The 22,220-nt window shown below is 70.0% G+C and carries 27 protein-coding genes; 10 read left to right on the top strand and 17 right to left on the bottom strand.

Annotated features, from left to right (window positions below):
• Positions 1-8: 8 nt before the first annotated feature.
• The 4 genes from ACGF3H_RS18490 to ACGF3H_RS18475 form a co-directional block, all read right to left on the bottom strand.
• On the bottom strand, positions 9-998 hold the full coding sequence (locus ACGF3H_RS18490; RefSeq protein WP_362495005.1) for an aldo/keto reductase: 990 nt from the start codon (positions 996-998) through the stop codon (positions 9-11).
• Positions 999-1,059: 61 nt separating this feature from the next.
• Positions 1,060-2,319 carry a multidrug effflux MFS transporter gene (locus tag ACGF3H_RS18485; RefSeq protein WP_362495007.1) on the bottom strand — a complete coding sequence of 420 codons (1,260 nt, stop codon included), beginning with the start codon at positions 2,317-2,319 and terminating at the stop codon, positions 1,060-1,062.
• A 456-nt stretch (positions 2,320-2,775) separates the two neighbouring features.
• On the bottom strand, positions 2,776-3,186 hold the full coding sequence (locus ACGF3H_RS18480; protein ID WP_362495010.1) for a cupin domain-containing protein: 411 nt from the start codon (positions 3,184-3,186) through the stop codon (positions 2,776-2,778).
• A 110-nt stretch (positions 3,187-3,296) separates the two neighbouring features.
• Positions 3,297-4,313, bottom strand: a complete 1,017-nt coding sequence (locus ACGF3H_RS18475) for a zinc-dependent alcohol dehydrogenase family protein (protein ID WP_362495014.1) — start codon at positions 4,311-4,313, stop codon at positions 3,297-3,299.
• Between the two features lie 247 nt (positions 4,314-4,560).
• On the opposite strand from ACGF3H_RS18475, the gene ACGF3H_RS18470 reads away from it, so the two are divergent.
• Positions 4,561-5,460 (top strand): helix-turn-helix transcriptional regulator, encoded by a 900-nt coding sequence (locus tag ACGF3H_RS18470; RefSeq protein ID WP_362495015.1) that lies wholly within the window; start codon positions 4,561-4,563, stop codon positions 5,458-5,460.
• A 121-nt stretch (positions 5,461-5,581) separates the two neighbouring features.
• Here the strand turns inward: ACGF3H_RS18470 and ACGF3H_RS18465 are convergent, their stop codons facing one another.
• Positions 5,582-6,472, bottom strand: a complete 891-nt coding sequence (locus tag ACGF3H_RS18465) for a LysR family transcriptional regulator (protein WP_362495017.1) — start codon at positions 6,470-6,472, stop codon at positions 5,582-5,584.
• A gap of 60 nt (positions 6,473-6,532) precedes the next feature.
• Here ACGF3H_RS18465 and ACGF3H_RS18460 point away from each other — a divergent pair, with 60 nt between their 5' ends.
• Positions 6,533-6,898, top strand: a complete 366-nt coding sequence (locus tag ACGF3H_RS18460; protein WP_362495020.1) for a DoxX family protein — start codon at positions 6,533-6,535, stop codon at positions 6,896-6,898.
• Positions 6,899-6,937: 39 nt separating this feature from the next.
• On the opposite strand, the gene ACGF3H_RS18455 is transcribed toward ACGF3H_RS18460, so the two are convergent.
• Positions 6,938-7,312 carry a helix-turn-helix domain-containing protein gene (locus ACGF3H_RS18455; RefSeq protein ID WP_362495023.1) on the bottom strand — a complete coding sequence of 125 codons (375 nt, stop codon included), beginning with the start codon at positions 7,310-7,312 and terminating at the stop codon, positions 6,938-6,940.
• Between the two features lie 78 nt (positions 7,313-7,390).
• Between ACGF3H_RS18455 and ACGF3H_RS18450 the strand changes: the two genes are divergently transcribed.
• Positions 7,391-7,801: a Rid family hydrolase gene (locus ACGF3H_RS18450; RefSeq protein ID WP_362495026.1), complete on the top strand. Its 411-nt coding sequence runs from the start codon at positions 7,391-7,393 to the stop codon at positions 7,799-7,801.
• A 266-nt stretch (positions 7,802-8,067) separates the two neighbouring features.
• Here the strand turns inward: ACGF3H_RS18450 and ACGF3H_RS18445 are convergent, their stop codons facing one another.
• Entirely contained in the window at positions 8,068-9,531 is a 1,464-nt protein-coding gene (locus tag ACGF3H_RS18445) for an MFS transporter (RefSeq protein WP_362495028.1), read from the bottom strand.
• 213 nt (positions 9,532-9,744) lie between these two features.
• On the opposite strand from ACGF3H_RS18445, the gene ACGF3H_RS18440 reads away from it, so the two are divergent.
• On the top strand, positions 9,745-10,392 hold the full coding sequence (locus ACGF3H_RS18440) for a TetR/AcrR family transcriptional regulator (protein ID WP_362495221.1): 648 nt from the start codon (positions 9,745-9,747) through the stop codon (positions 10,390-10,392).
• A 286-nt stretch (positions 10,393-10,678) separates the two neighbouring features.
• Here the strand turns inward: ACGF3H_RS18440 and ACGF3H_RS18435 are convergent, their stop codons facing one another.
• From ACGF3H_RS18435 to ACGF3H_RS18420, 4 genes are all read right to left on the bottom strand, one after another.
• Positions 10,679-11,134: a VOC family protein gene (locus ACGF3H_RS18435; RefSeq protein WP_362495030.1), complete on the bottom strand. Its 456-nt coding sequence runs from the start codon at positions 11,132-11,134 to the stop codon at positions 10,679-10,681.
• Positions 11,135-11,224: 90 nt separating this feature from the next.
• Positions 11,225-11,629 carry a hypothetical protein gene (locus ACGF3H_RS18430; protein ID WP_362495032.1) on the bottom strand — a complete coding sequence of 135 codons (405 nt, stop codon included), beginning with the start codon at positions 11,627-11,629 and terminating at the stop codon, positions 11,225-11,227.
• Positions 11,630-11,702: 73 nt separating this feature from the next.
• Complete coding sequence (locus ACGF3H_RS18425) at positions 11,703-11,969, bottom strand: DUF6199 family natural product biosynthesis protein (protein ID WP_362495035.1); 267 nt, start codon at positions 11,967-11,969, stop codon at positions 11,703-11,705.
• 495 nt (positions 11,970-12,464) lie between these two features.
• Positions 12,465-12,761 carry a hypothetical protein gene (locus ACGF3H_RS18420; protein ID WP_362495038.1) on the bottom strand — a complete coding sequence of 99 codons (297 nt, stop codon included), beginning with the start codon at positions 12,759-12,761 and terminating at the stop codon, positions 12,465-12,467.
• A gap of 92 nt (positions 12,762-12,853) precedes the next feature.
• Here ACGF3H_RS18420 and ACGF3H_RS18415 point away from each other — a divergent pair, with 92 nt between their 5' ends.
• Positions 12,854-13,129, top strand: coding sequence for a hypothetical protein (locus ACGF3H_RS18415; RefSeq protein WP_362495041.1), 276 nt, complete (start codon positions 12,854-12,856; stop codon positions 13,127-13,129).
• A 141-nt stretch (positions 13,130-13,270) separates the two neighbouring features.
• Here the strand turns inward: ACGF3H_RS18415 and ACGF3H_RS18410 are convergent, their stop codons facing one another.
• Positions 13,271-13,681 carry a hypothetical protein gene (locus tag ACGF3H_RS18410; RefSeq protein WP_362495044.1) on the bottom strand — a complete coding sequence of 137 codons (411 nt, stop codon included), beginning with the start codon at positions 13,679-13,681 and terminating at the stop codon, positions 13,271-13,273.
• 348 nt (positions 13,682-14,029) lie between these two features.
• Between ACGF3H_RS18410 and ACGF3H_RS18405 the strand changes: the two genes are divergently transcribed.
• Positions 14,030-15,271 carry a DUF6236 family protein gene (locus ACGF3H_RS18405; RefSeq protein WP_362495046.1) on the top strand — a complete coding sequence of 414 codons (1,242 nt, stop codon included), beginning with the start codon at positions 14,030-14,032 and terminating at the stop codon, positions 15,269-15,271.
• 116 nt (positions 15,272-15,387) lie between these two features.
• On the opposite strand, the gene ACGF3H_RS18400 is transcribed toward ACGF3H_RS18405, so the two are convergent.
• The gene (locus ACGF3H_RS18400) at positions 15,388-15,783 is read right to left on the bottom strand and encodes a RidA family protein (protein ID WP_362495049.1); all 396 of its coding nucleotides are present in this window, start codon (positions 15,781-15,783) and stop codon (positions 15,388-15,390) included.
• A 135-nt stretch (positions 15,784-15,918) separates the two neighbouring features.
• Between ACGF3H_RS18400 and ACGF3H_RS18395 the strand changes: the two genes are divergently transcribed.
• Complete coding sequence (locus ACGF3H_RS18395; protein WP_362495052.1) at positions 15,919-16,893, top strand: WYL domain-containing protein; 975 nt, start codon at positions 15,919-15,921, stop codon at positions 16,891-16,893.
• Positions 16,894-16,983: 90 nt separating this feature from the next.
• On the opposite strand, the gene ACGF3H_RS18390 is transcribed toward ACGF3H_RS18395, so the two are convergent.
• Positions 16,984-17,862: an NAD(P)H-binding protein gene (locus tag ACGF3H_RS18390; RefSeq protein ID WP_362495055.1), complete on the bottom strand. Its 879-nt coding sequence runs from the start codon at positions 17,860-17,862 to the stop codon at positions 16,984-16,986.
• 63 nt (positions 17,863-17,925) lie between these two features.
• Between ACGF3H_RS18390 and ACGF3H_RS18385 the strand changes: the two genes are divergently transcribed.
• A complete protein-coding gene (locus tag ACGF3H_RS18385) occupies positions 17,926-18,522 on the top strand; it encodes a TetR family transcriptional regulator (protein WP_362495057.1) in 597 nt (198 codons plus the stop codon).
• A gap of 91 nt (positions 18,523-18,613) precedes the next feature.
• On the opposite strand, the gene ACGF3H_RS18380 is transcribed toward ACGF3H_RS18385, so the two are convergent.
• A complete protein-coding gene (locus tag ACGF3H_RS18380; protein WP_362495060.1) occupies positions 18,614-18,922 on the bottom strand; it encodes a lysine transporter LysE in 309 nt (102 codons plus the stop codon).
• A gap of 277 nt (positions 18,923-19,199) precedes the next feature.
• Positions 19,200-19,793, bottom strand: a complete 594-nt coding sequence (locus ACGF3H_RS18375) for a TetR family transcriptional regulator (protein WP_362495062.1) — start codon at positions 19,791-19,793, stop codon at positions 19,200-19,202.
• A 69-nt stretch (positions 19,794-19,862) separates the two neighbouring features.
• On the opposite strand from ACGF3H_RS18375, the gene ACGF3H_RS18370 reads away from it, so the two are divergent.
• A complete protein-coding gene (locus ACGF3H_RS18370) occupies positions 19,863-20,456 on the top strand; it encodes a dihydrofolate reductase family protein (RefSeq protein ID WP_362495065.1) in 594 nt (197 codons plus the stop codon).
• Between the two features lie 194 nt (positions 20,457-20,650).
• Complete coding sequence (locus tag ACGF3H_RS18365) at positions 20,651-21,823, top strand: urea transporter (RefSeq protein ID WP_362495224.1); 1,173 nt, start codon at positions 20,651-20,653, stop codon at positions 21,821-21,823.
• Between the two features lie 115 nt (positions 21,824-21,938).
• On the opposite strand, the gene ACGF3H_RS18360 is transcribed toward ACGF3H_RS18365, so the two are convergent.
• Entirely contained in the window at positions 21,939-22,175 is a 237-nt protein-coding gene (locus ACGF3H_RS18360; RefSeq protein WP_362495067.1) for a non-oxidative hydroxyarylic acid decarboxylases subunit D, read from the bottom strand.
• Between the last annotated feature and the right edge of the window lie 45 nt (positions 22,176-22,220).

Here is a 22,220-nt window from a genome sequence, read left to right as displayed (position 1 = left end):
CGACCTGGTCACCAGGCGTACGCCTCCGGGGCCTCCCCGCCGGGGCCGGGCCAGATGTCGTCGAGCCGGCGCAGCGTGTCCTCGGACAGGGTCACCTCCGGCGCGTGCAGGTTCCTGGCCAGCTGATCGGTGGTGCGGGGGCCGACGATCGTGGCGGTGAGGACGGGGTTGTGCAGCAGCCAGGCCAGGGCGACGTCGGCGGGCTGTTCGCCGACGTCGGCGCACAGCGTCTCGTACGCCTCCAGCTGCGGCCGGTACCGCTCGATGGTCTGCTGCATGTGGGGGGTCGTGCGGCGGCCGCCCTCGATCTTCTTCAGCACTCCGCCGAGCAGGCCGCCGCCCAGCGGGCTCCAGGGGAGCAGGCCGATCCCGTAGTGGCGCAGCGCGGGGATCACTTCGAGTTCGATGGTGCGGGCGGTGAGGTTGTACAGGCTCTGCTCGGAGACCAGGCCCATGAAGTGGCGGCCGGCCGCGGCGTTCTGCGCGGTGGCGATCTGCCATCCGGCGAAGTTGCTGCTGCCGGTGTAGATCACCTTGCCCTCGCTGACCAGTTGCTCCATCGCCTGCCAGATCTCCTCCCACGGGGTGGAGCGGTCGATGTGGTGCATCTGGTACAGGTCGATGTGGTCGGTCTTGAGGCGGCGCAGGCTGTCCTCGGCGGCCTTGCGGATCTTGTAGGCGGACAGGTACTTGTCGTTGGGGCCGGTGCCCATCGGCTGGTAGAGCTTGGTCGCCAGCACGATCTGCTCCCGGCGGCCCCCGGCCTGGGCGAGCCAGCGGCCGATGATCTCCTCCGACAGTCCGTAGCCCTGCTCCATGTCGGGTGACTGGGGTCCGCCGTAGACGTCGGCGGTGTCGAACAGGTTGATGCCTGCCTCCAGCGCGGCATCCATGATGGCGAAGCTCTCGGCCTCGTCGGTGACGTCCCCGAAGTTCATGGTGCCCAGTGCGAGGCGGCTGACCTTCAGACCGCTGCGTCCCAGATGTGCGTACTGCATGCTGTCTGTCCTTTCGGTGGGGGCGGGCAGGGGTGCCTGCCCGTGCCGTGCGTGACGGGTGTCAGGAGGCGGCTGTCACCCGGTCGACGGGCTGACCGCCGGTGACGAGGTGCTGCGCGGCGCGTGTGTGGGGGCGGACGGCGAAGACGTGGACGAGCACCGCGAGCGCGGCGCAGGCGATGGTGACCAGGCCGAGCGGGAGCGCGGTCGCGGCGCCGCCGAGACCGACGAGCGGGGCGGCGATCCCGCCGAACGCGAAACGCGCCATACCGAGCAGCGAGGAGGCGGTGCCCGCGATCTCCGGGTAGTGGGCGAGAGCCAGTGAGGTGGAGGGCGGGGTGGTGGTTGCCACACCACTGACCATGACGAAGAGGGACAGCACCATCGCGGCCAGCGGCAGGTGCAGTGCCGCGGTCATGAGCAGACCGGCCGCACCCAGCAGGGTCATGGCCAGGCCCAGGACGAGGGTGCCCTTCTCCGACCAGCGCTCCGAGAGCCGTCCCGCGACGAAGCCGAAGACCATGAACCCGGCGGAGTTCAGCCCGAACGCGAACGAGTAGCCCTGCGGGGAGAGACCGTAGATGCCCTGCAGGACGTAGGTGGCGCCGCTGAGGTAGGCGAACAGCGCCGCGTTGACGAAACCGGTGATCAGGACCGCGCCGACGAAGAGACGGTCGGACAGCAGCCGACGGAAGTCGTGTCCGCTCCGGGCCGGCCCGCCGCCGGTGCGCTCCTGCGGGGGCAGGGTCTCGCGGAAGACGGTCAGGCAGGCGATGAGGATCACGGCCCCGAGCAGGGTGAGGAAGCCGAAGATGCCGCGCCAGTCGGTGAACGCCGCGAGCTGGCCGCCCATGACCGGGCCGACGATCGCCGCGAGGCCGCCGATCACGGTCAGGCGCCCGTAGTAGCGCACGAGCTTCCCGCCGGAGTACAGGTCGCGGCCGGCGGCCTGGGCGATCACGATGCCCACCGCCCCGGCCAGGCCCTGCACGAAGCGGGCGGCGACCAGGGACTCGACGCTGGGGCTGAACGCGCACAGCACTGACGTGAGGATGTAGGCGGCGGCCCCGGCCAGCATCGGGCGGCGCCGGCCGAACCGGTCCGACAGGGGACCTGCGACGACCTGGCCGAACGCCAGACCCAGCAGGCAGGCCGTGACGGTGAGCTGCGCGGCCGACGTCGAGGCGTGCAGCTCACCGGTCAGGGCGGGCAGCGCCGGCAGGTAGAGGTCCATCGAGATCGGCCCGAAGACGGTCAGCAGCGCGAGAACGACGGCCAGGGCACGGCCGGCGCTCCGCTCGCGCGGCGTGCTCGGGGACACGGGGGTAGGCACGGGACTCCAATCCAGCACGGGTGAGAACACGGACACGTAGGCGGCGGCGTCCGGACGCCGGGCAGAAACCGACCGCTTCCACACAAGCGCGTTCGGCGGCGGTCAGGGAGTTTCTGTCGAGGGGTGCACCGGCAGTGCACCCCTCGACGGTCACGCCCTGGCCTGCGGGTTCGCCCGGGTGCGGCTGCTCCTGCGTGCCGGCGGCCCTGTCGTGGCTCCACGTTCGGCCGCGGGATCCGCCGATGCCCGCGAGGTTGTATCGCTGATGAGCCGGCCCGGCGCTTCGGAGCACCCGCGGTTGCTGCGCGGCAGGAGCCCTGTCCACGGGCCTCCTGCCCGGGCGCTGCGGGCTCGCGTCGTGGGCCCGGCGCCGTTCGCGGTTCAGCCTGGGCAGGATGCTCCTCGTTCGCGGCCGGGGCGGTGAGGGCGTTCCGGGCCCGGGTGTCAGTCAGTGGCCGGGGCGGCGGCGTATTCCTCGTCGGTGACGGGGGTCAGCCAGTGCACGACGTCGTGGTCGGCGTCCGCCTCGTTGATGGCCAGGTGGACCATGAGCCGGTTCGGGGCGGCGCCGTGCCAGTGCTCCTCGTCGGCTTCGAACAGGACACGGTCACCGGGCCGGATGACCTGCACGGGTCCGCCGCGGCGCTGGCACAGGCCGACCCCTTCGGTGACGAAGACGGTCTGGCTCAGCGGGTGGCGGTGCCAGTGGGTGCGCGCGCCGGGCATGAAGTGCACCAGGTTGGCGCTGACCCGGGACGGGTCCGGGGCGGCGGCGACGGCGTCGATGTAGACGTCGCCGGTGAACCAGTCGGCCGGTCCCTTGACGGTGTCGATCGAGCTCCGGGTGATCTGCACGGTTGTTCCTCGGTTCTGAGCGGTGTGTACGAACGGTGCGCGAGTGCGTCGGCGTCGTGGGCGTCGATGCCCGCGCAGGATGCCTGGCACAGGCCGTGTGTGACGGGCTGTCAGGGCTTGAGGAGGGTCTTGACGGCGCGGCGTTCGTCCATGGCCCGGTAGCCCTCGGCGACCTGCTCCAAGGGCAGGGTGAGGTCGAAGACCTTGCCCGGGTCGATGCGGCGGGTGAGGACGCGGTCGATGAGGTCGGGCAGGTAGCGGCGCACGGGGGCGGGGCCGCCGCGCAGGCCGACGTGGGAGAAGAACAGCTCCTGCCCGTCGACCGCAACCTCGTGCGGAACGCCGACGAAGCCGACGCTGCCACCCGGGCGGGCGGAATGCAGTGCCTGGCTCATGGCCTGGGCGGTACCGACGCACTCCAGCACGCTGTCGGCGCCGATCCCGCCGGTCATCTCCTTGATCCGGGCCACGCCCTCCTCGCCACGCTCGGTGACGATGTCGCTCGCACCGAACTCCAGGGCCAGCTTCTGGCGCGAGGCGTGCCGGGACATGACGATGATCCGCTCCGCACCCATCTCCTTCGCCGCGATCACCGCGCACAGGCCGACCGCGCCGTCACCGACCACGACGGCGGTCGAGCCAGGCTTCACCTCGGCCGCGTCAGCAGCCCACCAGCCGGTGCCCATCACGTCGGAAACGGCCAGCAGACCGGGCCACAGCTCCTCGTCCGGAATGTCGTCGGTGGCGACGAGGGTGCCCTGAGCATGGGGAATCCGTACGTACTCGGCCTGGCAGGTGCTCATGAACTCGCGGTTCAGGCAGTTGGACTGAAAGCCGTTGCGGCAGTTGGCGCAGGTGTTGTCCGAGGTGGCGAAGGAGCCGACGACGAACTGGCCCGGCTTCACCGAGGTGACCTCGGAGCCGACCTCCTCCACGAAACCGACGTACTCGTGCCCCATCGGGTGCGCCTGCTCGATCGGCTCCGCTCCACGGTAGGGCCACAGGTCCGAGCCGCACACGCACGTCACAGCCGTGCGGATGACCGCGTCCGTCGGCTTGAGGATCTTCGCGTCGTCCACGGTCTCGAAACGCACATCGCCGGGGGCGTGGATCACTGCTCCGCGCATGGGTAAGTCCTTCCGATCGTTGAGGGGTGGGGCTGGGGCGGGTGTCCAGCCCGGGCGGGTCCGGACCGAGGAGGCGCACGAGGGCTGCTGCCCTTCGCGTGCTGCCTGGCCCGGCTCCCGGCGGCTGCGCCGTCCGGGGGTGCCCTGTCTCCAGGGAACCGCTCGTCGGGGCGGGTAGCGAGTTACCGTCAAGGGGTGTACTGGCAGTACATCCCTCTCCCGGTGAGCAGGCCGTACCGTCGAAGACATGGACAACCGCGAGGAAGTCCGCGAGTTCCTCACCTCGCGGCGAGCCAAGATCACCCCGGAGCAGGCCGACCTGCCCGCCGGTTCGCGACGCCGTGTGCCGGGCCTGCGCAGGAGCGAAGTCGCAGCCCTGGCCGACATGAGCGTCGAGTACTACGCGAAACTGGAGCGCGGCCATCTCGCCGGTGCCTCCCCGGCCGTCCTGGAAGCCCTCGCCCGGGCCCTGCGGCTGGACGACGCCGAACGCGCCCACCTCCTGCACCTGGCCCAGGCCGCCGACGGCACCGACGCCCTCACCCGTCCCCGCCGACGCGCCACCGCCGCGCGGCAGTGGAAGGCACACCGCAGCCTGCAGTGGACCCTCGACGCGATCACCGCCGGCCCCGCTGTCGTGGCCAACGGACGCATGGACGTCCTCGCCACGAACTCTCTCGCGCGCGCTTTCTACGCCGACCTGTTCGCCAGCCCCGAGAACCAGGGAAATCTGGCCCGCTTCAACTTCCTCGACCCCGCCTCACGCACCTTCTACCCCGACTGGGACCTGTTCGCGGACATGGCGGTGGCCATCCTGCGCCGCGAAGCCGGCCGCGACCCCCACGACAAAGGCCTCCACGACCTCATCGGGGAGCTGTCCACCCGTAGCGAGGACTTCCGCGCCCGCTGGGGCGCCCACAACGTCCGCCGTCACGGCACCGGCACCAAGCGGTTCCGCCACCGGGCCGTCGGCGACCTCACCCTCGCCTACGAATCCCTGGACCTGGCCGCCGAACCCGGCCTCAGCATGACCATCTACACCGCCGAACCCGGCTCGCCCTCCGAAGAGGGACTCCGCCTGCTCGCCTCATGGGCCGCCACCGAGGAGGCCGCGGCCGCCGCCGCGCGGACACCGTCGGCCGGCTGACCGTCTCACGACGCATCGCCGGGCAGCTGACAGCTACGCGACCTCACGGAAGTGCGAGTGCGTACGGGAGTGAAAGCCGGTGGCCGCTGGGGCCTTCGCCCGCCCCCGTATCCCCGCTCCATCAAGCGTCCGGGACTCGGTGATGAGCGTGAGTGAGGGCCTGGAGCAGTTCCTTCAGCACCGCCCCGCGCATCCGCCGCCGAGGCCGGGCCAGCCCCACCCGGCTCGGTGAGACCCCGCGGACCGCGCGGAACACCACGTCCGGGTGGGAGTAGAAGCGGGCCGCCGACGCCGGCGCCAGCGCGACGCAGCCGCCCGCCACCGCTCCGAGCCACTCATCGGGACGGCTGGTGACGGCGCCGATCCGGACGGGGTGCCCGTCCCGCTCCTGCACCGCCAGCCAGTGTTCCCTCCAGTCTCCGGTCTCGGCTCCGGCCGCGACGAACGGCTCGTCCCACAGCTCGCGGAACTCCACCGTCTCGCTGTTCGCCAGCGGGTGCCGCGCCGGCAGCAGCACTCCGCGGTCCTCGGTGAACAACTCCCCCACCGCGAAGCGTTCCTGCCCCGGAAACGGCAATCGCACCACTGCGGCATCCACTTCCCCGCGGGCCAGACCGGCGCTCGGGTCCGACCAGTCGAACTGCCGTAGCTCCACCCGCCACTCCGGCCGCGCGTGACGGAACTCGGCGATGACCTCGGGGACGGCTCCCACCGCCCCCGCGTCCAAGAAGCCCAGACGCACCACCCGCGCCGCCCGGCCGGTGGCCCGCACCGCCTCGTCCCATCCGTCCAGCAGTGCGGGCACCCGCGAGGCAAGCTCATGGCCGGCCTCGGTCAGTGCCATCCCCGACCGCGAACGCGTGAAGAGCCGTACTCCGAGATCGTCCTCCAGGCGCCGGATCTGCTTGGTCAGCGCAGGCTGCGAGACGAACAGTCTCTTCGACGCCTCGGTCAGGCTGCCCTCCTCCGCCACCGCGGCGAAGTACCGGAGCACGCGCGTGTCCACGTCCATGCCGCCAGGTTATAGAACCAGCTATTGGACCGTGCCGCCGTGGCTGCGGACCCTGAAGGCATGACCGGTACCGAGCTCGCGCTCCTCGTCGTCGTCCTGCTCACCGTCGCCGTCAACGTCGGTATGGCCGCCGCCGACCTCGCCGGGGCGCGCTTCGTGCTCGCCAACTCGGCGCAGGTGGGTGTCCCCCGATCCTGGCTCCCCTGGCTGGCCGCCCTCAAGCTGGCTGGTGCGGCGGGCCTTCTCCTGGGCCTCTTCGGCGCCGCTCTGCGCCCCCTCGGTGTCGCCGCGGCCTGCGGTCTCGTCCTGCTCTACCTGGGCGCGCTCGCCTTCCACCTGCGCGCTCGAGTGCTCCACAATCTCGGGTTCCCCGGCTTCTACCTCGCCACCGCGGTCGCCTCACTGGCCCTGGCCGTGTCCTCCTGAGGCAGTGGAGCGGGCGCAGCCGGCGCGACGTGATTCATGTCAGAGGCCGGGTCCTTCCTCGCGCTCGTCGAAGTCCTCACGTGCGTGTTCGATGGCGGGCATGTTCTGCGAGGCCCAGGCCAGCAGCACGTCGATGGGGTGCCGGAGGGTCTTGCCGAGCGGTGTGATCCGGTACCTGATCGCCACGGGGCGGGTGGAGACGACCTCGCGCTCGATGACGCCGTTGCGTTCGAGGCGGCGGAGTGTCGCGGTCAGCGACTTCTGTGTGACCTGGGGGATGGCCCGGCGCAGTTCGTTGAAGCGGCACGCGCGCTCGCAGAGTTCGTTGAGGACGCTGAGCGACCACTTGTCGAGGATCTGGTCGAGCAGTTCGCGGTGCGGGGCGTCGATGCGGAGCTCGTCGGCGGTATCCATGGCGAAACCTGGTCTCGTTGAAGTGTCTTTCTCCTACTAGGTAGCTTCAAGATACCTAGTTCGGAGGAGAGAGAGCCCATGCCAGTTCAGCACTTGACACCGGAAGGCATGCTGCAGCCGGTCCCCTACCACCACGTGGCCGTGGGCACCGGGGCGAAGCACGTCCACGTCAGCGGACAGGTCGCGCGTCAGGCCGACGGGGCTCCGGTCGCACCCGGTGATCTGGCCGGGCAGGTCGCCCAGGCCTTGCGCAACACCGCCGTCGGACTGGCAGGCGCGGGTGCGGCGTTCGCGGACGTGCTGCGCCTGACGTTCTACGTGACGCAGTGGGCGCCCGAGAAGATCGGCGACTTCATGGCCGGTGTGGAGGCCGTTGCCGAGGAGATCGGCCTCCCGGCTCCCATGCCTCCCGCCTCCCTCATCGGCGTCGAGTACCTCTTCGAGCCGGACGTGCTCGTCGAGGTCGAGGCGACCGCGATCCTCGACTGATCCCTCGCCGGTGGGGCCGGAGCATGACGAAGTCCGCGGCGGGACGCCAGGCGCACACCCGGTTCGACCCGCCTCCGGCCGGGGTGCGCGCATAGCCCCTTGGCCCTCTGCGCAGGCTTCGGCATCCCACCCGGGGATGCCGAAGCCTGCCGGGCGCAGGTGGCGTCGTTCGTCGTGGCGGCGCTGCGCCGCTGCGGCGCGAGGCCTACCGGGAGGCCCTGGTCGCCATCTGTGTATGGCGGCCGTCGGTGCTGCGCTCCCCCGCCTCAGGCCGGCTCTTCGGTGGAGTGCGAGTCGGTGAGGGTGAGCGCGCCCCCCACCGCGATCAGGCCGACGATCACCGCGAGCACGGTGTAGGTGATGCGCTCGCCGTGGAAGAAGGACTGCACGAGGTCGCTGCTCCAGACGCCCGCGGGCAGCCGGGTGGTGACCAGTGCGGCGATCAGGGTGCCGACGACGGCGGTGCCGACGCTGGTGCCGACCTCCTGGGCGGTGTCGTTGAGCGCGGTGCCGATCGAGGTGCGGTTGGCCGGCATCGCCTCCACCAGGGCGATGGCGCAGATGGTCATGACCGTGCGCAGCCCGATGGTCATCACGACCATGCAGACCGCGATGGCGGCGTATCCGTGGTCGACGCCCCAGGCGAGGCCGGCCAGCGCCACGGTGAGGCAGGCCGCGCCGACGAGGCAGGCGACGCGGTGGCCGAACCTCTTGGCGAGCCACTCCGAGAGCGGGGTGGCCGCGATCATGGTCACGATGAGCGGCAGGTTCGCCAGCCCGGCCCGCACGGGGCTCCATCCGTAGGCGTACTGGAAGTGGAGGATCAGCCCGAACATCACACCGGCCATGGCTACGGAGGTGCCGATCTGCGCGAGGGCGGCGCCGCGCACGGTGCCGTTCGAGAAGATCCTCAGGTCCAGCATGGGTGCCTTGCCACGGCGCTCGTGCCGCACGAACGCGAGGCCCGCGACCACGGCGCCCAGGACCGAGGCGAGCGTGGCCGCGGAGCGCCAGCCGTGCTCGACGCCGCTGGTCAGCGCGTAGCAGGCCAGGCCGATGGTGAGCACGCTCAGGACGGCGCCCGGCAGGTCGAGCTTGTCGTCGGTGAGGTCCTGGGGCCGGTCGGGCGCGACGCCGAGCCGGACACCGATGGCCGCGATCAGGGCGATCGGCGCGTTGATCAACAGGAGCCACTGCCAGCTCACGTGGGCGAGCGCGGTGCCGCCGAGCAGCGGGCCGAGGATGAACCCGGACATGCCGACGACGATCATCAGGGTCATCGCGCGCATCCGCAGCGCCTGGTCGTCGAACAGGCGGAAGACGAGCGAGTTGGTGACGGGGGCCATGGCCGCGGCGGCGATGCCGAGTCCGGCCCGCAGGGCGACGAGCTGCCCGGTGGAGTCGACGGCGACGACGGTCAGGCTCAACAGCCCGAAAGCGGCGAGGCCGACGAGCAGGACGCGGCGTCGCCCGAGGCGGTCGGCCAGGGACCCCGCCGTGAGCAGCAGGCCGCCGAACGTCAGCGAGTAGGCGCCGGTGACCCATTGCAGAGCGGTCGTGCCGCTGCCGAGGTCTCGGCCGATGGTGGGCAGCGCGATCGAGAGCAGCGTGTTGTCGACCATCTCGACGAAGAAGGCCAGGCAGAGCGCGGCCAGCGGAATCCAGGCCGCCCGCAGTGATCCGTAGGTACGGCTGGAAACGGGCCCGGCGTCAGTGGTGGTGGCAGTCATGACCGGCCTCCTTTCTGAACGCTGAACGCCGCCGAGCATCGAACGACGTCCAGCTATGGAACATTGTTCGATGCTGGAACGTTGTTCCACCATAGAACCTCGTTCAATATCGAGGCAAGCTGTGCTTGGATGGATGTCATGACACCGCCGCCGTCCCGTGCACGCTCCGCCGCCGAAAGGCCCTCCCGGGGGCGCCGACGCGCCTCGCACTCGATGGAGGCCGTCCTGGACGCGGCCGTGGCCGTGCTCGACGAGGCCGGTGGCTCCGCACTGACGTTCCGCGCCCTCGCCGCCCGGCTCGGCACGGGCGTCGGCACGATCTACTGGTACGTCCAGAACAAGGACGAGCTCCTCGACCGCGCCACCGACCACGCGATCGCCGGGGTCCTGGCCGTCGTGGAGGAGCGCCCGGACGGTGACGACCCCATCGCCGACCTCCGCACGATGGCCATCGCCCTGTTCGACGCGATCGTCGACCGGCCGTGGCTGTCCGCGTACTTCATGCGCAACACCGACGTCCAGGGCAACTCGCTGCGCCTGTACGAGCTGCTCGGCCGGCAGACCCTGCGCCTGGACCTCACCCCGCGGCAGCGGTTCCACGCCGTCTCGGCCATCACGGGTGTCGTGGTCGGCACGGCCGCGGATCTGGGTGCGGAGATCCCCCAGGAGCTGCTCGACGGTGAAGTGGACCGCGAGGAGTACCTCGGCCGCTTCGCCGAGACGTGGCGGTCGCTCGACGCCGAGGAGTTCCCGTTCGTGCGGCAGATCGCCGACGAGTTCGCCGGTCACGACGACCGGGACCAGTTCCTCGCCGCGCTGGACCTGACGCTGGCGGGCCTGCGTCTCCAGGCCGGGACCTGACCTCGACACGTCCACACGGCCGCCGACGATCCCCCGGGACCCGAGGGGCGCGAAAGAGCCTCGCGGGTCGTCGTCGCGGCAGCAGAAGCAGGAAGCTCACCGACCGCGGCCTTCGACCCGACCGGCCACCGCGAACGCCACGCGGCCGAGCGCGGCATCAACCGGCTCAAGAGAGACCGTGCTGTCGCCTGCGGTACGACAAGCTCGCCGTCCGCTACGAGGCGACCGTGCTGGAGGCAGCCGTGCACGAGTGGCTGTGACCAGCACGGTCTCTTTGTAGCGGCCCTCAGACGACGTCGAACTCGTTGCCCTCGGGATCCTGCATGGCCGCGGCGTAGAGCCCCATGTCCGGCTCGTCCTTTATCCTCAGCACGGTGGCGCCGGCCTCGACCAGCTGGTCCACAGCAGCCCTGACCCGCCGTGCGCGAACGTCCAGCGGGACGTCACGGCCGCCACCGACCTTGAGATCGAAATGCCACCGGTTCTTGGCGGTCTTCGGCTCCGGAACCTGCTGGAACCACACGCGCGGTCCTCGCCCCGCCGGATCCACGATCGATTCCGGAATGTCGCCGGCCCCGGTCGGCAACTCGTCGGCGGGCACCCCCATCGCCTCCCAGTAGGCGCGCCACGTGGCGTGCCCGTCCGGCGCGGGCTCGGGCACATAGCCCAGGGCCCGGGCCCAGAACGCCACCATTCTCTGCGGATCGGAGCAGTCGATCGTCAGCTGCACTGCCATTTCCATGTCCAGAGCTTCCCAGACAGGTCTGACAGACGATCCGCTTCCACAACAGGCCCTACAGGGCGGGAGGAAGGGGCCGGTGGGCGCTGTCCGTCAGTCCGGGTCGCCGCCTTCGGGAGGGAACGCCGCGTACAGAGCCTCGGCGTGCACCGCGTCCCATTGACTGATCAGCAGGCGCTCCGCCCCTCCGTCGTGGCGGCGCAGTTCGACCTCCTGTCCTTTGTCGAACTCCACCCGCACCTGCGGATTTCTGCAGACCGCTTCGGCCTCGCCGCGCATCATCTCGAACCAGACACCTCGTATGGCGTACTGAGGGTCATTGCCTCGGTGACGCAGCACGCGTACCCGACGGTCCGTCAACAGAAGCGAAGCGCGTCGCGGGATCAGGCCCCACAGTGTGTGTCCGTACGTCACCACGCAGCCCGCTGTCATCCGCTCGCCTTCGGGAACCCACTGGGTCAAGCGTTTACGGTCCACCGACCACTTGGCCGCTTCCATCGTCATCCACCTCGTCTTCGAGCGCACGCAGCGGGCCTCCGGCGAGCGGGGCGCAACAGGGAGTCGGTGTGGCTCAGATCTGCTGAATCAGCATCCATATGACAAGCCCTAAGAAGATCACTCCGACCGCCCGGTTCATGGCGTACCCCTTGCCCGTGGGCTCGGTTGCACCGGGGTTCTTCACCCAGCCTCGCTGGAGGCGGCTGTTGGCCTTCCAGAGCAGCTGAGGGCGGACGACCTGGACGACTCCCACGATCAGGAAGAAGCACAAGATCAGGACGAATACCGGACTTCCGCCATCGCTGTCCGAGGCGGCTCTCACTACCACGTCGTGCATCATGATGGTCCGATTGCCCCGGGCCTGAACCAGGAAACAGCCATGTCTGTCCGGTCTCCTGCCCCGGGCGTTGAGTCCTCCACTCGGTGGGAGGCTCCCGCTCTCTCAGGCCGGTCCGGTCCCACCGGGTGACTGGCCATGAGGAGGAGTGAGCTCCTCATTCGTCGCGCTGCCGGCGGCGTGCATTCCGATTGACCATCAGGAGGGACGCCCACACGAGAGTCTGCACAGCCGCCGACACGATGTGCCTGATGTCGGCATGATCGCTCACCCGCCACACCAGTAATGCGGCGCCTATGCAGAGCATCGGCCAGTAGAGCCACGGTCCCCAGCGGTTACCTGGCTTAGTCCATTCCGGAGGGGTGAAGGATTCGGAACGATGTCCCAATGCGCACCTCCCTTGTCGGGAAAGCGCCTTCCCCGACTGCCCCCGCTGAATACCTCACGTACGGGCGTGGCCCGGGATGGGGCCGATTCCGGCGGCACATTGACGGGCGCTCAGGCGTGGGCGTGACGACGGGTACTCGACAGTTTGTGCGGGGCGGCGTGGTGCGCGGGCCGACCTGTTGCGGGATCCGCGAGGCGGCGCAGGGACACGGTTGCGGTGGTGAGGAGAGTAGTGAAGACGGCCAGGAGGAGGATGGACGCCCACATCTGCCGGCTCCTGGGTGCCTGCCATCCGGTCCAGGCCGCGGACCCCGCCCACAGCAGGATGCCCGCAGCGTAAAAGGAGCGGATACGACGCAGTTGCCGCACGGCCCGCAGGAACTGGATGCGATCGGTCTTCGGTGCCATGCGGCACCGTGTACCCCGATGCGTGATGACCACCAGCGTGGGACGAGGCCTTTTGGGCCGCGTCGCCGAGTCTCTACGACTACGCTGACGTCATGTCACCGTCAGACTGGACACGGCTCACCGCAGCGCGGGGGTGGCGCCGGATAGGAATCACCTGCAGCCACGTCATAAGGCGTCCTGTCCTGATCATCGCCCTTGCAGGGCTGGCCTTCCTCATCACCGGATTCGGCAAGGACTTCCCCGTGCTCTACGGCGTGGCTCCCCTGGGCGCCGTTCTGATCTTCGCGAGCATGGGCCGCTACCGTGACGCCGATCCTGCTGACAAGTTGGGCGGAAAGCCCAGGGCTCAGGACGCAGAAACGCATTGATCGCTGTGCGGCGCGGCCGCCGAACTGGCCCCCGCTCTCAAAGGCTTCGGCGGCGGCTCCTCGCGAGTGGACGGCGTACATGGAGATGCGCGTGCTGGTGCTGTTTCCGACCGGCGGGGTCGTGCGCCACGGGACGAGGCGTCACAGCGCCTTGAGGACGCCGACGACGAGGATTCCGATGCCCATCGTCTCCGGTAGTGCGGCGAGCCCACCCAGTAGCGCGGGCTTTGCGTGCTCCCCGAACTCGTCCTTAACGCCGGTGAGCCAATTCAGGGTGTCCTTCACCGCGACCAGCGCGGAGGAGACGACGAGCAACCAGGCCGCCGCCTCCTCCCAGCCCGCACCGGCCTCGGAGAACCGGGCCGCCCACACCAAGCTGAGCAGCATCGCTCCGTGGAGCAGCGTGCTGATGTGCGCCGACATCAGGTACTTCGGCGTAGCCGGCGCACCTTTCGTGCGCATCACCACGATGGGATAGCCCAGCAGGACCCCGTAGGCCAGGTTCAGCACCCCACCGACGATCAACACCTTCTCCGCAACTGTGACGTCCACCACACAACCGTACCCGCGGCGCCCACCCGACCTCGTCACCGCCGGTCTGTACGGTCCACGTGTCTGTCCGGAGACCGACGCCTGAACGTCCCGCCGACGCATGACCCGGGTGTACACCACCTGCCCGAACATTCGCCGTCCGGCAGCCGCGGCATGGCGTCACGGCGCTGAGGAAGCGGAGAAGGCGCTGCCCGCGGCGACCATCTCCGCGGGCGCGGGAGGCAGTTGAGCTGGTCCTGCCACTCCGGGCAACGGAGGAAACCATCCCCCGGGCGCCCCGCAGCGCGCTTCCGCCGCCGTACGATCGAGCGGTCGTCCGTGGGGTGAAGCTCGAGTGGGAGGGTGTTCGTGAGTATCGGCCTGTACTACCCCTACGTGCACTTCCGGGATCTGGCGTGGATCAAGGCCGCCGCACTGTTCATGCCTCGGCTGGCTCGCATCGTTCCCCAGGGTTTTCGTGTGTCCGACCCGGATGACGTCCGTGCGCTGCGCGACGGCCTGGGGTTCGTGGAGGATTTCGACCCCGCCGACGCGGTCGAGACAGTCTCACAGCACATGCTGCACTTGATCGACAGGCGCGGCGACGACCTGCGTCGCAGGTTCGACGTCTGTGATGGGGTGGTCGCCCATCTCGTGAATGCTGAGCCTTCGCCGCCTGGCACCCCAGCGCCCATGTACGGCACGTATCACCGATTCACGTCCGACGGTCGGCCTCTGGCCGGCCTTTTCCCGGGCGAGATGACCGAGACACTGCGCGGAGTCCTGCAAGCCAACGGTCTGGCGCGGCCGGTCGTGCGCAACGCCGTCGGTGGTCAGTCCGGTCCGGAGTGGGTGGGTCTCGATCCCGCACTGGCATGGGTGTACAAGTGTGCGCTGACGTCCGAGCTCGCCAACCGTGCTTCCTTCACGCCTCTCACCGATCAGGTAGCCGCGCATACCGCGTCAGGCACGTGGAACGCCGATCGCATGGCGGCCGTCCTCCTGAGCGAGGCCACAGCCTCTGCTCGTGAGCACGAGGACCTGACCGCACGGGTCGGAGTCCTCTCCGTCCGATACGTACTCCCCGCCCGCCTCGAAGCTGTGCCCGTCGACAAGATCGTGGAGCTACGGACACGATACGAGGCGGAGTTCCGCGCCTTCAGCGACTCGGTGGAACGCACGGCGAGCACGCTCAGGGACAGCGTCGGCGACATCGAGAACCGACGGGCACTGGAGATGCACCTGCGAGATGCCGTGCACCGCGACTTCGAGATACAGGTGGACGAACTACGCAAGATGATGAACGGCATCGGGCTGCAGACCATCACCACGGCAGCCGGCACCAACTTCGAGATACCCACTTCCATGGCCCTGGTCAGCGCGACGACCGGCGTAGCCGTCGGCAGCACGATGGGCACGCTGACCGGCGCTGCCGGCACGGCCGCAGTAGCGGCCTTCGGCATCGTCACCGGAGCACGGCGCCGAGCGAACGACGCTGTCTCGGCGAACCCGGCCGGTTTCCTCCTGCGCGTGGAACGCGGTCTGCGACCCGTCACCCTGTGGGAACGGGTCAACAGAGCGCTGCGCCGCAGTGTGGGAGCCGGCATCTGACGGACCGGACCAGCCGGTGGTGCCGAACTGCGGCGGGCGGGCGGAGACTTTCACCATCGCATGCGAACTCCCCGCAGGCTCGGCCGGCTCTGCCGGAAGGCCGAGGGAAAGTCACGTCACGCTACAGCGGTGCCCTCGAGCTCGATCATCTGACCGGGGATCGCCAGCCGTGTCACACCGAGCATGGTGGTCGTCGGCGCGACGCCGGCGGCTCCCAGGCGGCCGGCCAGCACGCCGTAGTGCTGGAAGAGCAGATCGACGTCGGTCGTGTAGACGTTCAGCCGGACGAGGTTCGAGAGGGTCATGTCCGCCTCGGCGAGGACCGCCTCGACGTTGTCGACGGCCAGCGCCAGCTGTGCCTCCATGTCACCGTCGTGCTCGGGCTTGCCTTCCTTGCTCATCGCCGTCTGGCCCGAGATGTACAGGGTGCGCGAGTGCCCGGAGACGACCTCACCCTGGTTGAAGCCCATGTCGACCGACCACGACACCGGGTTGACGGCGTTGCGTTCCATCACCGCACCTGCTCCATTCGATTCATGCCAGTGCGCACGCCTGTCGCGTCGCGACCGCCGCGCTCTGACGTCGTGCGATGAACCCTGTCAGGAATACGTGACATCTTTGGTCATGTATTTCGCTAGGGTTTTTCCATGCGTGCCGACCGGCTGGTTGCCCTCGTCCTGTTGCTGCGTCAGCGAGGCCGGATGACCGCCGAGACACTCGCCCGTGAGCTGGAGGTGTCGACCCGGACGGTGCTGCGCGACGTCGAGGCACTCTCCGTGGCGGGGGTCCCGGTCTACGCGGAGCGGGGACGGCACGGCGGGTTCGCGCTTCTGCCGGACTTCCAGACGGCGCTCACCGGCCTGAACCACGACGAGGCGCTCGCCCTCGTGGTCGCCGGATCACGGCGCGGCGCACACTTGTTCGGCCTGGGATCGGCGCTCGCCTCAGCCGTGCTGAAAGTCGTCGACGCACTTCCCGAGGCGCTGCGGGACACCGCCGCCGGGGCGGCTCAGCGGCTGCTCATCGACCCGGAGACCGACCTCCTCTCGCGCCGGGTGACGCCCGAAGAGGTCCCCGACTCCATCGCCGCGGAAGTCCGCCGCGCGGTGTTCGCCGGGCACAAACTGCGCATCTACTACGAGGCCGCGGGCCGGCTCCCGAAGTGGCGCACGGTGGACCCGCTGGGTCTGGTCACCGTCAGGGACCAGGGCTACCTGCTGGCCAAGCGGGGCACCGAGGACCGCACCTACCGGTTGAGCCGGGTCCTGGCGGCCGAGGAACTCGACGAACCCGCGCAGCGTCCGGACACGGTCGACCTGGACCGGGCCTGGCGCGAACGCAACGTGCGGTTCCGGACCGGCGGCGACACCACCGCCGTGGTGGTCCGCCTGGACCCCGCGCGCCGCGAGCACCTGGTCGCCACCGCCGTGGCGGTCCGCTCCGAGGAGACCGGTGAGGACGGCCGGCTCCGGCTGCACGTCGACTTCCAGGACGCACGGCACGCGGAATGGGCACTGTGGCAGCACGCCCTGGACGCGGAGGTGGAGGCCCCGCAGTGGCTGCGCACGTCCCTGCACCGCCGCGCGACGGTGATCGCCGCCCGCTACGCGCCACCGGCCTGAGGAGTTCCAGCGCCAGTTCGCCGCGGCCCCGGCCTACCTGCCGGGGCAGACATGCCGCCGGCATCACAACGCGGCCCGCTTTCGGAGAGGTTACGAGCCCTCCCTGAACGCGGTGGCGTGGTCGACGGCCCACTGGCGAAACGTTCGCGGCGCCGTTCCGAGGATGTCGGCCACCGCAGTGGTGATGAACGCGGGCTGTCCGACCGCCGCCCTCCACGCGGCGAGCAGCATGTCGACGGCCGAACTGGGCGCCGTGCCCTCCGACAGACTTCGGAACTCTTCCGGCGTCGTCTCCTCGAATGTGATCCGGCGCCCCAGGGCGTCACCGATGACGTCCACCTGCGCGGCCTGGGTCAGCGATCGAGGGCCCGTGAGGACGTAGTCACCTCCGACGTGCCCGTCCTGGTAGAGCGTTCGCGCCGCGACGGCTGCGATGTCGCGGTCGTCGACCGGTGCCGACTCGGCAGCGCCGTAAGGCCATCGGACGACGTCGCCGGCCCGGATCGCGGGCGCCCACCAGGCCAGCGCGTTCGACGCGAACATTCCCGGCCGGATGATCGTCGACTCGAGGCCGGTGGCCGCGATGAGCCGCTCGATGTCGGCGTGCAGCACCGCCATGGGATTGGGCTGCTGGAAGAGGGGGTGCGGCGTCTGATGCGGGGAGGAGAGGAAGACGATCCGCCGCACGTGGGCTGCCAACCGCTCGACGACTGCCTCCGCGGTCCGGGGCGGGGCGGTCCAGACGAGGAAGACCGCACCGGCGCCACGCAACGCCGGGGTGAGCGACTCGGGCACCGTGAGGTCGCCGACAAAGACCTCGGCCTTCGCCGGCAGCTTCGCCGCCGCCGCAGAGCGACGGGTGAGGGCACGGACCGGCACGCCCGCTTCGAGGAGTCGGTCGATGACGACGCGGCCGACCCGGCCCGTCGCCCCGGTCACGAGCACGGGAGGAATGTCCTTCTGTTTCATGCCGCACATGAAAACGTTACTCGGTTAAAAAAGCAACTCGGTTACGAATGTTACGGTGGTCCGATGGGTGAGTCGACGGGGCTGCGGGCCCGCAAGAAGGAGCGGACGCGCGACGCCATCGGCGACGCGGCCGTCTCGCTGTTCCTGGAGCGCGGCTTCGACCGCGTCTCGGTCAACGACGTCGCCGCGGCAGCCGAGATCTCCAAGCCGACTCTCTTCCGGTACTTCCCCACCAAGGAAGACCTGGTACTGCATCGGTTTGCGGACCATCAGGGCGAGGCAGCACGCGTCGTACGTGACCGCAAGTCCGGCATCGAACCGATGACGGCGCTGCACCGGCACTTCCGGGCCGGTCTCGATCGGTACGACCCCGTCACCGGCCTCAACGACCACCCCGAGGTGGTGGCGTTCCATCGGCTGGTGTTCACCACACCGAGCCTGGCGGGACGGCTCACGCGGTACCAGCTCGAGGACGAAGAGGCGCTTGCGGACGCCCTCGGCGAGGGCATCACGGCACGCCTGTTGGCCGCCCAGATTCTCGCGGTCCAACGGGTGCTCGCCCGGACCAACTGGCAGAAGATCGCCGACGGCCGCACCGCCCACGACGTTCACCCCGAAGCCGTAGCCGATGCCGACCAAGCGTTCAACCGACTGTCGTGACAGGCGACGCTCCCAGGTCCGCCGACTGTTCCCCGCGCGCGAAGTACTCGATGATCACGGCGGTGATCACCGGCAGTGGGGACGAGCGGCCTTACAGACAGTCGCAGCCTGGGGTGTAGAGCAGGAGGAACAGGGCCGTCGCGGCGGCTCCGGTGAAACCGGCAGCGGTCACGGCGGCAAGGCCCCGACGACGGCCCTTCGCCGGCGTACGGAAAGTCTTCCAAGCGCCGTGGGCGAGAAGGCAGCTGAGCAGCCCGGCCCCCGCGATGGTCAGGCGTGGACTCAAGGACCAGCTCAGGTAGGCGATCAGGACCAGGCAGCCCAGCAAAAGGCAGGCAAGCAGGTTGAGGACCACCTCGGCGACGGCTTCGCCCACTGTGTCTTTCAGGAAGTCGCCCACGCCCTTCGCCGCCCTGCGCACCCTCACAGCACTCCCTGGTTCTCGTCTCCGATGGCCCCGAGCGGGGCCCGACAGGGATGACTCCCGCCGATCCGAAACGGTTGCCGAGGCGCCCCTCAGCAGGTCTGAGAGCATCCCGTATGCGCTCACCGCGGCCGTTACCAGGAAGACGACGCCCAGGCCGGTTCCTTGATGGTGCGGTCCCATGAACCGCCGCGGCTGATGGGTCGGTAGTGCCCTCGAAGAAGCGGAGCTGACGACGTTCCTGCTGTCGCGATCACTCCTCTCCAGCGGGCTGCCCCGCCACGATGCGATCGACGGCGGCCGTCACCAGTTGTTCCCGCTCTTCCTCCGTGAAGACGTCCGGCAGGGTGAGCTGCTCGACGATCAGCCAGTTCAGCGTCAGGATGAGCAACTTGACGGCCGTGACGTCGCCGGGGAGGCCGGACGCCTGGTGATAGGCGACGTTGGCGTCGATGTCGGCCCGGACTCGCTCCGTGAGGACCTTGCGCAGTTCGGGGCGCCGGGTGGCCTCGAGTCGGAGTTCCAGCAGTGCGAGGTAGCCGGTGCGGAAGGAGGCGATGCGGCCGACGAGCTCCCGCATCAGTTCCGCGTAGGTCTCCCGGTCGCGGCCGGCCGCCTGCTGGCGGGCGATCGTGGCCTCGTCGGGCTGGAGCCGCTCGTAGACCCGGGCGCCGGCCTGAGTGAACAGGTCGTCGCGGTTGCTGAAGTAGTTGGACGCCGTGCCGGCGGGAACGGCCGCCTCGGCATCCACGGCCCGGAACGTCAGGCCGCGAGCGCCTTCCCGGGCCAGCACTTCGATCGCCGCGTCGACGAGGGCCGCGCGCCGTTGGTCATTGCGTCTCACCATTGACACCACTCCGAACGTAGTACTACGGTCTAACCACTTCAGCCAGAGTACTACGTGTGGGGGAACTCAGTGCGAAAGCTCGTGTACTACGTCGGCGTCTCGCTCGACGGCCGCATCGCCGGCCCCGGCGGCGAGTTCGACTTCTTTCCGCAGGGCGACGAGCAGCAGGCCGCCGCCTACTCGGCGTGGATGAGCACGCTGTACCCCGAGACCGTCCCGACCGCCTACCGCGCGGCCGCCGGTGTCGCGGACGCGCCCAACCGGCGTTTCGACACTGTCGTCATGGGTCTCGGCACCTACCGCCCCGCCCTCGACGACGGGATCACCAGTCCGTACGCCCACCTGCGCCAGTACGTCGTGTCCAGCACCCTCAAGCCGGACATCGACCCGGAAGTCACCGTCGTGCCGAGCGACCCGCTCGCCCTCGTCCGCGACCTCAAGGACGAAGGGGACACCGACCTGGACATCTGGCTCTGCGGGGGCGGCCGGCTCGCGGGCACCCTGCTGCCCGAGATCGACGAGTTGCTCGTCAAGACCTACCCGGTCATCGTCGGTACCGGTGTCCCCGTGGTCGACGGCACCTTCGACCCCACCGTCTTCACCGTCGCCGAACGCACCGGCTTCCCCAACGGGGTCACGCTCACCCGCCTCACCCGCCGCTAGGCGGAAGCCCCCCAGACGTCGACGGCCGGGCCGATCAAGCGGTCGTCCCGCGCCGTCATCGCCACGTCGATCGGATGCCGCCGACGCTCCGCCCGAGCACCTTCACCGCGGCGCATCCGAGATGGATACCATATCGCGGAAGGTTAATATCGCCCTACGGAATAGTGGCTGAGGGGGCGGGCGTGAGACGGTCGATGCGAACCTGGTGGGGGTGGTGTCCGGCACACGTGCGGGGCTTCTGCGTGCAGGTGTTGCGCGGCCTGGGCCAAGTGGTGTTCCAGGTGAGTCCATGGACGGGGGCCGTCTTCGCCGTGGCCCTGTGCCTGGCCGACTGGCGGTACGCCGCGTACGCCGTGGGGGGTGCGGCGCTGGGCACCTGGACCGCCCGCGGGCTCGGCGGGGCACGCGACCGGCAGGAAGCCGGTCTTGAGGGCTTCAACTCCGCACTGCTGGCCCTCTGCCTCGCCGTCTTCCTCGGCCGGGACCGGCCGGCCACGGTCCTGCTCGCCGCCGCGGGCTGCGTCGTGGTCACCGTCGCGACAGCGGCGGCGGTCCGTCTGCTGAGCGTGTGGGACCTGCCGCCGCTGACCCTGCCCTACTGTCTCCTGGCGGTTGTGGTGAGCGTCGCCGCGCCCGCCTTCCCGCGGATCTGGCCGTACGGCGACAGCCTCGCCGCGCTGCCCGGCACGGCCTCCGGACCGACCGCGCTGCACCCGGACCACCTGGCGCGGGCGTTCCTGCACAACCTGTCCCAGCTCTTCTTCCTCGAACGGTGGCACGTGGGTGCCCTGTTGCTCGCGGGCGTCTTCCTGGCGAGTCGGACGGCGGGGTTCATCGCCTGCGCGGGCAGCGTCACGGGCATCGTGACCGCCTGGGCGCTCGGCGCGCCGGCCGAGCGGATCGCCGACGGCACCATGGGGTACAACGCTGTGCTGGTCGCGGTTGCGCTGTGCGGGGTGTTCCTGCCGGCGGCGCCGGCCACGCTGCTGTACGCCCTGCTCGGCGCGGCGACGGCGACGGCCTTGACCCCGGCCGTCGCCGCGCTGTTCGCTCCGTCCGGTGGGCACGTCTTCACGTGGCCGTTCGTGCTGACGACGCTCGGTTTCCTGGCCGCCGCCCGCTCCTTCCCGCGACTGGCCGGCCGAGGACCTTCCCAGGACCCCGGTCCGCCGTCGGGTGCCGGGCGTCGTCCGTGCCGGGGATCGTCCGTGCAGGCCGGACGCCGGCCCGCCGGACGCGCGCACGCCCCGGGAGCGAACGGAGTACCTCGCGTCCACGGTGAGTGCGGGCTCGCCGCACGTGTCCGGGGTCGGGGCCGGCGGGGCACAGACAACAGCGGGTGGACCCGCGCCCCCGGGACCCGGTGATCCGGCGGGGCAGCGCGCCGCCGCCCGTCGGAGGCAGCGGCGTCGCCGCATCTGTTCGGGGCGGGAGGTGCCGGTGATCGTCGGGGACCGCGGCCCGTTTTCGCCCCGGGCGCGGTCAGGGGGCCGGACGCAGGGGTGGGACGGTCGGAACCTCGGTGGCGTTCGCGATGTCCTCCGGGGTCAGCCGGAACGCCTCCGGGTAGGCGTCGCGGCGTGTGCGCCGCGGTGGTTCGCTGGTCCGCCAGGTGTACAGGCAGCGGTCGCACTGCAGGACGTCCCAGACGCCGGGGACGGGCGAGGAGTAGAGAGTCCCGATGGTCTCGTGGGCGCAGCGGGGGCAGCAGTCGGTCATGGGAGTACCTTCCTGGTAGGGCGCCGGTCGGGCGGTGCCCGTGGC

Source organism: Streptomyces sp. NPDC048185, assembly GCF_043202495.1.
GTDB lineage: Bacteria > Actinomycetota > Actinomycetes > Streptomycetales > Streptomycetaceae > Streptomyces.
This window is presented reverse-complemented; position numbering and strand designations above follow the sequence as displayed.